Source organism: Candidatus Dorea massiliensis AP6 (assembly GCF_964245105.1).
In the GTDB taxonomy this organism is placed as follows: Bacteria; Bacillota; Clostridia; order Lachnospirales; family Lachnospiraceae; genus Laedolimicola; species Laedolimicola intestinihominis.
The window spans coordinates 1-1,664 of record NZ_CAXTKW010000038.1 but is presented as its reverse complement, the minus strand read 5'-3'; the positions used below and the strand labels follow the sequence as shown (position 1 = coordinate 1,664).

The 1,664-nt window shown below is 44.5% G+C and carries 1 protein-coding gene; it reads left to right on the top strand.

Going from position 1 to position 1,664, the window contains the following annotated elements; genetic code table 11:
• Window positions 1-109 precede the first annotated feature (109 nt).
• Complete coding sequence (locus ACESZP_RS17860; protein WP_118540114.1) at window positions 110-1,564, top strand: ISLre2 family transposase; 1,455 nt, start codon at window positions 110-112, stop codon at window positions 1,562-1,564.
• Window positions 1,565-1,664 lie beyond the last annotated feature (100 nt).

The window sequence follows — 1,664 nt, the reverse complement described above, 5'->3', positions numbered from 1 at the left end:
CGTAGGGTAAAGTTTTTGTAGGAAAAGTTAATAGAAAAAAGAAAGAAAGCACCGGGATCCTGTGTTAGGATTGAAGTTGACGAGACAAAAATCCAAGGAGGGTGCTTTCATGATTACCAGTATACAACACTTTTGCGAGAATGGGGTAAAAAGATTAACAAATGTTTTCAAAACTTATACAGATGACCTGACAAAGATTGCAGAAATGGTCTATGGTGTGACGGATGAGGTGACCAGACTTGGATGCAGCATGATAGCGGAAGAATGGGAATCCTATGATGAATTGCTGCGGGAAAGAAAGGATCTGCGCCAGGGCTGGTACATTGTCAGAAGAGATGAAACTTCCCTGCTGACCAGTCTTGGAGAAGTGGTATATCACAAAACTCTGTTCAAAAATGTTGCTACCGGTGAATCCTGTTACCTTCTGGATCAGCTGATGGGGCTGGGGCATCATGCCAGGATAACCGAAGATGCAGAAGCGAGAATTCTACTGGAAGCATCCGAGAGCAGCTATCGAAAAGGCGGTGCCAGTGCCAGCATAAACGGTGAATCCATAAGCAAAGAAGCTGTAATGAACAAGTTGCACAGGCTGGAGTTCCCTGCCCTGAAGACTGTGGAAAAGAAAGAACTGAGAACACTTTACATAGATGCGGATGAAGACCATGTGGCCCTTCAGTATCTGGAGAAGAAGGGGGATATCAGGAATCCCCGCATAAATACCGTAATGCCCTGGATCATATACGTTTATGAAGGTGTAGAAGGTGATGAGGAAGGACGTCCCCACTTGATAAATCCGAAGTATTTCGGAGGTGTTTATGATGGGCAGGAAGCAGGCGGTAGACTATGGACAGAAGTATTGGAGTATCTGGATGAAGCTTATGATCTGGATGCTGTTGAGAGGATTTATATCAACGGGGACGGAGCAGCATGGATACGCACAGGAGAAAAGATCATTCCGAAGTCCAAGTATGCCCTTGATAAATATCATATGCATAAATACATCATAGCGGCAACATCCCACCTGGAAGACTCAGCGGAGGATGCCAGGGGTGAAATATACAGAGCCATTCACAGAAAGAAAAAGTGGATGGCAGAGGGAGCCTTTGACCGGATCATAGGAATCACAGACAAAGAAACAAAGCGAAAGGCAGTGGAACAGGCGAAGGCATACATACTGGGGAACTGGTCTGGAATCATGATTGCCATGAAATCCGGGGACAGCAATGTAAGATGTTCCGCAGAAGGGCATGTGAGCCATGTGTACGCAGACAGGATGAGTTCAAGACCATTGGGATGGTGTAGAACCGGGGCAGATAAGATGTCCCGGTTAAGAATCTACCGTCAAAATCAGGGAAATATGCTGGAACTGGTAAGATATCAGAAAAAAGAAATGAAACAGGTATCGGGTGCAGAGGAGATCATCTATTCCGCCACAGAAATGATAAGAATGGAAAAAGCCAACAAACGAAAACTGGGAGTACTGGCAGATCTGCCAGTGTATGACATTCCCTATCCGCAGATCAAAAAGATAGCGGCGCTGAAAAATCACATTTGGGGTTTGTAAAAAGGGACAAAAAGGTTATAATGATGGAGAAAACTTTGATTCTGAAACATATCTCAAGGATGCTCTGTCTATTAATTTCCTACAGTAAATTTACCCGAAC

Coding starts and splice junctions, on each gene's coding strand:
- ACESZP_RS17860 (WP_118540114.1), top strand. CDS start 110: ATGATTACCAGTATACAACACTTTTGCGAGAATGGGGTAAAAAGATTA.